8 protein-coding genes are annotated in these 7,464 nt (G+C 71.2%); 7 read left to right on the top strand and 1 reads right to left on the bottom strand.

Annotated elements, in window-relative coordinates; translation table 11 throughout:
- The 6 genes from Q0A33_RS16425 to Q0A33_RS16400 form a co-directional block, all read left to right on the top strand.
- Positions 1 to 504: FCD domain-containing protein (locus Q0A33_RS16425; RefSeq protein WP_291799437.1), on the top strand; the 504-nt coding region annotated here is incomplete at its 5' end.
- Between the two features lie 75 nt (positions 505 to 579).
- The gene (gene dctP / locus Q0A33_RS16420; protein WP_291799435.1) at positions 580 to 1,743 is read left to right on the top strand and encodes a TRAP transporter substrate-binding protein DctP; all 1,164 of its coding nucleotides are present in this window, start codon (positions 580 to 582) and stop codon (positions 1,741 to 1,743) included.
- Positions 1,740 to 2,306 (top strand): TRAP transporter small permease, encoded by a 567-nt coding sequence (locus Q0A33_RS16415; RefSeq protein ID WP_291799432.1) that lies wholly within the window; start codon positions 1,740 to 1,742, stop codon positions 2,304 to 2,306. The genes dctP and Q0A33_RS16415 overlap by 4 nt, the downstream gene beginning before the upstream one ends.
- Positions 2,303 to 3,586: a TRAP transporter large permease gene (locus Q0A33_RS16410; protein WP_291799429.1), complete on the top strand. Its 1,284-nt coding sequence runs from the start codon at positions 2,303 to 2,305 to the stop codon at positions 3,584 to 3,586. The genes Q0A33_RS16415 and Q0A33_RS16410 overlap by 4 nt, the downstream gene beginning before the upstream one ends.
- 4 nt (positions 3,587 to 3,590) lie before the next feature.
- Positions 3,591 to 4,808, top strand: a complete 1,218-nt coding sequence (locus Q0A33_RS16405; protein WP_291799426.1) for a CoA transferase — start codon at positions 3,591 to 3,593, stop codon at positions 4,806 to 4,808.
- Positions 4,798 to 5,511 carry a helix-turn-helix domain-containing protein gene (locus Q0A33_RS16400; RefSeq protein ID WP_291799423.1) on the top strand — a complete coding sequence of 238 codons (714 nt, stop codon included), beginning with the start codon at positions 4,798 to 4,800 and terminating at the stop codon, positions 5,509 to 5,511. The genes Q0A33_RS16405 and Q0A33_RS16400 overlap by 11 nt, the downstream gene beginning before the upstream one ends.
- A gap of 185 nt (positions 5,512 to 5,696) precedes the next feature.
- Here Q0A33_RS16400 and Q0A33_RS16395 read toward each other — a convergent pair whose 3' ends face one another.
- A complete protein-coding gene (locus Q0A33_RS16395) occupies positions 5,697 to 6,185 on the bottom strand; it encodes a GNAT family N-acetyltransferase (RefSeq protein WP_291799420.1) in 489 nt (162 codons plus the stop codon).
- 196 nt (positions 6,186 to 6,381) lie between these two features.
- On the opposite strand from Q0A33_RS16395, the gene Q0A33_RS16390 reads away from it, so the two are divergent.
- The gene (locus Q0A33_RS16390) at positions 6,382 to 7,194 is read left to right on the top strand and encodes an exodeoxyribonuclease III (protein ID WP_291799417.1); all 813 of its coding nucleotides are present in this window, start codon (positions 6,382 to 6,384) and stop codon (positions 7,192 to 7,194) included.
- Positions 7,195 to 7,464: the final 270 nt, after the last annotated feature.

Here is a 7,464-nt window from a genome sequence, read left to right as displayed (position 1 = left end):
GGCCGGGGCGGGGGGACCTTCGTCACCGGGCCGGGCTCGCGCGGCGTCACTGAGGCCCTGCGCAATGCGGTCGGGACCGCGGGCTTCCCCTCCGGGGACCTCGCGGAGGCGCGGCTGGAGGTGGAGCCCCGGTGTGCGGCCCTGGCCGCGGTCCGCATGGCCCCGGAGGCACTGGACGAACTGCGGGACCTGCAGCGGGTGATGGCGAGGGCGCGGCGCCGGCGTGAGTTCTTCGACGCGAACGCGCGCTTCCACGCGCTGATCGCGCAGAGCTCCGGCAACGCCGTGCTCGCGGCGGTCATCGGCGGACTGACGGCCCCCATCCGGGAGCTCACCGACGATCCGCTCCGGATCCGCGAGGACGAGCTCCGGCTGACGGTGCGTGCGCACGAGGCGGTGCTCGTCGCGCTCGCCGCGGGCGACGCCGAGGCCGCGGAGGCCGCGATGCGCGTCCACCTCGCCGCGCACCGCGACGTGGTCTGCGGAGTGGGCCGCAGGGATTGACGCGGCGGTCGCCCCTCACTACGCTCGTCCGGGATAGTGAACAGATCATTCGCAAATACCAACGGAGGTATTTCGGTGCCAGAGAACGACGGAGTTCCACCGCGCCGCCGCGGCCCCGGCGGGCCGAGCAGCACACACGGCCCCGGCCGGCGAGCCTGCGTCCGCCGCCCCGCGCGTGCGGCCCTCGCCGGAGCCGCGGCCGCGGTCGCGGTGCTCTCCGGCTGTGCCGGGAGCGGACCCGGGGCCGCTCCCCTCACGCTCGCCGACAGCTACGCCACGACCCACATGTTCGCCCGCTACGGAGTGGAGGGCTTCCTCGAGGACGTCGCCGCGCAGGGTCCGGGGGAGACGGAGATCGACTACTTCCCCTCCGGTCAGCTCGGCGGACCGCGCGACATCGCGGACCTCACGCAGGCCGGCGCGATCGACATCGCCCCTGCCGCTCCCGCCTACCTCTCCGATCAGCTGCCGCTGTCCAGCGTGACCGACCTGCCGGGCCTGGCGGAGGACTCGTGCACCGCCTCGGCGGCGTTCTGGGACCTGCTGGACGAGGACGGGATCCTCTACCGCGAGGAGTACGAACCCCGCGGGCTCCGGCCGCTGTGGGTGGCGGTCATCCCGAGCTACGAGATCATGACGGTGTCGACGCCGGTGAGGAAGCCGGCTGACCTGGACGGTCTCACCATCCGCTCCTCCGGCGGGGCGATGGACACCAATGTGGAGGGACTGGGCGGCGCTCCGGTGAGCATGCCTGCCGCCGATGCCTACGAGGCGCTCTCCCGCCACACCGTCGACGGGATCTCCTTCCCGTACGCGAGCGTCACGCCGTATCGGCTCGAGGAGGTCCTCGGGTACTCCACCAAGGGCCTCAACGCGGGCAGCTTCGCGATCCCCTATGTGATCGCGGAGGACGCATGGCAGCAGCTCCCGGCGGAGCAGCAGGAGAGGATCCGGACAGCCGGGGAACAGGCCTCGGACCGCCTGTGCGCGGGCATCGAGGAGGAGAACCCCGCGTCCGAGCAGCTCATGCGGGACGCCGGGGTGGAGTTCACGGAGCTCACCCCCGAGGAGCAGGAGGAGTTCGCCGCCCGGCTGGATCCTCTGCGGGCGGAGTGGGCGGACGCGATGGACGCGGCCGGCCGCCCCGGCACGGAGGTCCTGACCGCCTATGAATCGGCCGTTCAGGCCCACTCCGCGGACGCGGACACGCCCGCGGACGAGAGGAGCGGAGAGAAGTGAGCGCACAGCAGGAACTCCTGCCGGAGCCGGCGGACGCCACCGCCGCCGGACCGCAGTTCAAGGACCTCCACCCGGCGGTGCGGGTGATCGCGGCGGGCAGTGTGACCGCCGCGGCCGTCGCCCTCGCCGTCCTCTTCGCACTCATGCTCGCCGAGGCCGCGGCGCGGTACCTCTTCGCCTCGCCTCTGGGCTGGAACGTGAGCCTGGTGGAGCGCGTGCTCATGCCGGGCGCGGTGTTCCTCGCCCTGCCGTGGATGTACGCCTGCGCGGGGCACGTGAGCGCAGGCCTCGTGTACTCGCGGCTCCCGTCCTCGGTCCAGACGGCGGCCCGCGTCGTCACCCTGATCGCCGTGCTGGGATCCGCGATCGTCCTCCTCGTCGCGGGGGTGAACGGGGCGGCCTCGGCGTTCGCGCTCGGCGATGCCCCGCCTCCCGGTTCCTCGGACATCGGACTGCCCACCTGGGTGTGGCTCTCGCTGCAGCCGGTGGGAGCGCTGGGACTCCTCGCGGTCGCGCTCATCGACGCACCGCGCTTCCTGCGCAGCGGGGAGGTCGAGTCGTGATCGTCGTACTCATCACCCTTCTCCTGCTCGTCCTCATCCTCCTGCGGGTGCCGGTCGCCTTCGCGATCTTCGTCTCCGGCCTCCTCGGCCTCATCGCGGTGGACGGCGTCTCCGGAGCGTTCGCGGTCTTCGAGGTCATCCCCGTGAGCGCCTCCGGGAAGTTCTCGCTCTCCGCCATCCCGCTCTTCATCCTCATGGCGCACTTCGTCCTCGCCAGCGGTGCGCTGAACTCGCTCTTCGTCAGCGCCCGGGTGCTGGTGGGCCGGGTGCGCGGAGGCACGGGGATCGCCGCCGTGCTCGCCGGCGCAGGGTTCGCCTCGGTCTCCGGCTCCTCGACGGCGGCCGCTGCGACCCTGGCCCACACCTCGACGGGGGAGATGGTCAGACAGGGCTACTCGAAGGAGCTCGCCACGGGCTCGGTCGCGAGCGCGGGCACGCTCGCGGCGATGATCCCGCCCTCGATCCTGCTCATCTTCTACGCCATCACCGCGGAGACCAGCGTCGGGCAGACCCTGCTCGCCGGCCTCGTGCCGGGGCTCCTCATGGCGATCGTCCTGTGCATCGTCGTCTACGTGCAGGCGCTGCGCGGCCAGGCGCCGGCGGCGAAGGCCAGCAGCATGGGGGAGAAGCTGCGTGCCGTGGTGGGACTGCTGCCGGTGGGCATCCTCTTCCTGCTGGTGGTGGGCGCGGTCTTCTTCGGCATCACCACGGCGACCGAGGCCGCCGCGGTGGGTGCCCTGGGTGCCCTCGGGATCATGATCGTCAACCGGAAGGCGAGCTGGCAGGCGCTGCGGGAGTCCGTCGTGGGCACCGTGACCAGCAGCGTCATGATCATGGCCATCATCGTCGCCGCACACGTGTTCGGGCACTTCCTCGCGGAGACGCGGGTCACCCCCGCCGTCGTGGACGCAGTGGGCGCCTGGGACGTGCCGCCCGCGCTCATCATGGTGGGCCTCGTGCTCGTCTACCTGGTGCTCGGCTTCTTCATGGACCAGATGGCGATCATCGCCCTCACCGTCCCGGTGACGCTGCCGCTGGTCGAGGCCCTCGGCTACGACCCCATCTGGTTCGGCATCGTCGTCATCCTCGTCGCGGAGATCGGTCTGGTGACCCCGCCGCTGGGGCTCAACGCCTTCGTCACGGCCAGGGCGAGCCGCATACCCCTGGAGACGGTCTTCCTCGGAGCGGTGCCGTTCATCGTCGGCATGCTCCTCGTCGTGGTGCTCGTGTTCGTCTTCCCGCAGCTCGCGCTCTTCGTCCCGACCCTCATGGGCGGGTGAGGACATGGACCCACGAGAGCAGAGCGCCACGCCCCCCGGTCCGCTCGCCGGTGTGAGGGTGCTCGAGGTCGGCTCGGTGATCATGGCCCCCTACGCGGGGAAGATCCTCCGCGACATGGGAGCCGAGGTCGTGAAGGCCGAGCCTCCGGGCGGCGACATCGGCAGGCGGATCGGGCTGCTGGGACCCGGCGGGACGAGCGTCCTCTCGCTGAACCTCAACGCGGGGAAGAAGAGCATCGTCGTCGACGCCGCGACGCAGCAGGGGGCGGAGGAGATGCGGAGGCTCATCGGCTGGGCGGACATCGTCCTCACCAATGTCCTTCCGCACAGGCGGCGGCGGTTCGGCCTCTCCTGGGAGCAGGTCGAGGCCGTCAACCCCCGTGCCGTCCTCGTCACGGGGCAGGGCTTCGCGAGCGACTCCGCACACGCGGACGCTCCGGCCTACGACGACGTGGTGCAGGCGGCCTCGGGACTGGCGGACTCCTATCGCCTGCGGGACGGGGTGCCCCGCTACTCCCCGTACGTCGTGGCGGACAAGGTCTGCGGGATGTCCATGGCCCAGGCCGCGCTCGCCGGACTGCACAGCCGCGGCGCGACGGGGACGGGGTGCTGGGCGGATGTGCCGATGGTGGACACGATGGCGGCGTTCACTCTGGTGGAGCACATGGGCGGGCAGACGCTCACCCCGCCGGAGGGCGAGGTCGGGTGGTCCCGCGTCCTCGCTCCGGAGCACCGACCGCACCGCGCGCTCGACGGCTGGGTGTGCGTCATGCCCTACTCGGACGCGAACTGGGCGCAGTTCTGCGAGCTCCTGGAGCGTCCTGACCTCCTCACGCACACCCACCTCGTCGACAACCGCGCCCGCAGCGCGGCTCCTGCGACCTACGAGGCCGTCCTCGCGGACTACGCGGCCGGACGCACCTGCGCGCAGATCGAGGCGGAGTGCGGCGAACGGGGGATCCCCGCGCACCGGGTCACCCGGATCGACGCGGTGCGCGAGGACCCCTATCTGTCCTCGCGCCCGCTGCTCGAGCACGCCGTGCACGCAGAGGAGGGCGAATACGTCCACGTGGGCTCACCGGTGGTCTTCAGCGGGATGGACCGCCCCGGGCCGGCGGACTGCGGCCGGGAGGACGCTGACCGCGCGGAGGTGCTGCGGATGCTCGACACCGGTGGGGAGGAAGCGGGGCGGACAGTGGGATCATCGTCCCATGAATGCTGAACATCGCACGGTCTCGCGCATCGTCGCGATCCTGGAGACAGTCGCCGCCGCCGATTCCCCGGTGACCCTGTCCGCTCTCGCTGCCTCGCTGGAGGCACCCAAGAGCAGCGTGCACGGGTTCGTGCGCGGCCTGCTGCACACCGGGTACCTGGTCGAGGACGGCCGCGGGTACGCCCTGGGCGCCGGGGTGCACGCACTCCTCGGACCCACGGGGACCACCCTGCCGCTCCTGCTGGGCGAGACCTGCGAGGAGATCGCCGTGCGCACCGGCGAGACCGTCACCCTCGCGCTCCGGGTGGGGGAGAGGTCCGTCGTCTACGTGCACGCAGAGCCCTCCGCCTTCGAGGTCTGCTACTCGCCCCGGCTGCGGCAGCGGAGACCGCTGCTCCCCACCAGCTCCGGCAAGGTGTTCCTCGCGGCGGCGGGTGCGGAGGACCGTGCGCGCACCCTGGAGCACTTCTCCCCGCCGGTGGCGGAGGCGTTCCTCGCGGAGGTCGAGGGCATCCGCGAGACGGGCCTCGCCTTCAACCGCGGGGAGACGGTCCCGGACGTGGGCGCGGTGGCGACGGGAGTCCACATCGACGGTGCGCTGGTCGCCGGGCTCACCGTCGCAGGTCCTCTCAGCCGGGTCTCCTCACAGCTGGAGCGCCACGGTCGGCTCGCGCAGGAGGTCGTCCGGGCCGAGGGATTCGGTCCGTCCTGAGGGGGCTCCCGCGGTGTCGTGTGTGGGAGTCGCGGGTGCGCTGGACGCCGCTCATGCGCACGGGAAGCACCGAGGCCCTGGACATGCGGAACTGCGTGTCCAGGGCCTCGGTGCGTCAGTGCCGCCCGGCGGCCGGCGATCGCGCTGACCGGACGACCACGCCGGCCGCAGCGGTCAGGTAGGGCTCACTCGTCCGTGAGGCGGAGGGTGAAGAAGACCCTGTCCTCTCCGGGGCCCGCGTAGTCCTCGAGACGGGAGCCCTCGAAGCCCAGCGAGGAGTGGAAGGCGATGGCGTTGGCATTGTCCGGCAGAGCGGTCGCCTGCACCTCGTCCTCCCCGTTCGCCTTGGCCCGGGCGATGAACGCCTCGTAGAGGCGGCGGCCGATCCCCAGATGACGGAAGTCCTGACGCGCGGACACGAGGTGGATGTAGGAGGGACCCTCCTTGGGGAACACCCCCAGGAGATATCCCACGATCTCGTTCTTGTACCGGGCGATCAGACCACCGGCCGCGAACTGCCGGAACCAATAGGGTTCGTGGTGTGCGGACAGGTCGCGCTCTCCCCAGAACTTCTCCTGCGCACCGATGATCTCCTCACGGAGCTCCAGCGGATCGAGTTCATCGAGGGGGCTGATGATGAGGCTGTCGGCTTCGAAGCTCTGGTTCTCGGTCATGACCTTCTCCTCTTATCGGTATGGGCCCAGCATACGCGCGGACCAGGCGGCACCAGCGGCGACGTCGTCATGGACGGCCACGGGAGATGCCTCGCATCGGTGCCATTCTGACATGGTTCCCGGGGTGAGCGGTACGCGTGAGGGCTCCCCCGGCGTCTGCGTTCCCTCCGGTCCGCGGCTCTGCGAGAATGCGCACATGCTGAGAATCGCGACTGTGAATGTGAACGGAATCCGTGCTGCGCTCCGCAAGGGGATCGGCCCCTGGATGGAGGAGGTCGCGCCGGACCTGCTCACGCTGCAGGAGGTGAGGGCGGCCAACGACATCGTGTTCGACGTCCTCGCGGACTGCGGGTACACCGTCCACAGCGCGGACGCGGAGGCCAAGGGGCGCGCCGGGGTGGCGGTGCTCTCGAAGGACGCGCCCGAGGCCGTCCGCGTGGGCAACGGCGACGACTACTTCGACACGGCGGGCCGCTGGCTGGAGACGGATCATCGCCTGGCCGACGGTTCCCTCCTCACGCTCGTGAGCGCGTACGTGCACTCCGGTGAGGCGGACACGCCCAAGCAGGCGGACAAGTACCGCTTCCTCGACCGGATGCTCGTGCGGCTGCCCGAGCTCGCCGCGCACGCGGACCACGCGCTCATCACCGGGGACATGAATGTGGGCCACACCGAACTCGACATCAAGAACTGGCGGGGCAACCGCAAGAAGGCGGGCTTCCTGCCGGAGGAGAGGGCCTACTTCGACAAGTTCTTCGGTGAGACCGGCTACGTGGACGTGGCCCGCAGCCTCGCCGGCGAGGTCGAGGGGCCGTACACCTGGTGGTCGATGCGCGGGCAGGCGTTCGACAACGACACCGGCTGGCGGATCGACTACCACATGGCGACGCCGGGTCTCGCGGCCGCCGCGAAGGAGGCCACGGTCCACCGTGCCGCGAGCTATGCGGAGCGCTGGTCGGATCACGCTCCCCTCGTCGTCGACTACGATCTGCCCGCGCTCGCGGGCTGACTTCCTCGGGACCCCTGTCCCCTCGGCGCCCGTCCCTCAGGAGCCCCGGGCCGCTCCGCCGGGCCCGCGCCTCGGGCGCACCCGGCGGGACCAGCGGCACGGACGAACAGGGCGAAGGGTCATGCGGAATCCGCCCCGTGAGGCGAGCGGGCATGCGCGGCACCCCCGCCCCGGCATCGAGTCCGCGCGGACACACAGATATGCAGAGCCCCGTGAGGACTCGATGACGACACACGCAGAGGGGGCTCCGCAGAGATGATCTCTGCGGAG

This window comes from Brevibacterium sp., from assembly GCF_022712115.1.
GTDB lineage: Bacteria > Actinomycetota > Actinomycetes > Actinomycetales > Brevibacteriaceae > Brevibacterium > Brevibacterium salitolerans.
Note: the sequence above shows the minus strand (reverse complement) of the source record. Positions and strands in the feature narration are given on the sequence as shown.

Bases quoted from the DNA above. Each gene is read 5' to 3' on its own strand.
- Q0A33_RS16405 (WP_291799426.1), top strand. From the start codon at position 3,591: ATGGACCCACGAGAGCAGAGCGCCACGCCCCCCGGTCCGCTCGCCGGT.
- Q0A33_RS16400 (WP_291799423.1), top strand. From the start codon at position 4,798: ATGAATGCTGAACATCGCACGGTCTCGCGCATCGTCGCGATCCTGGAG.
- Q0A33_RS16395 (WP_291799420.1), bottom strand. From the start codon at position 6,185: ATGACCGAGAACCAGAGCTTCGAAGCCGACAGCCTCATCATCAGCCCC.
- Q0A33_RS16390 (WP_291799417.1), top strand. From the start codon at position 6,382: ATGCTGAGAATCGCGACTGTGAATGTGAACGGAATCCGTGCTGCGCTC.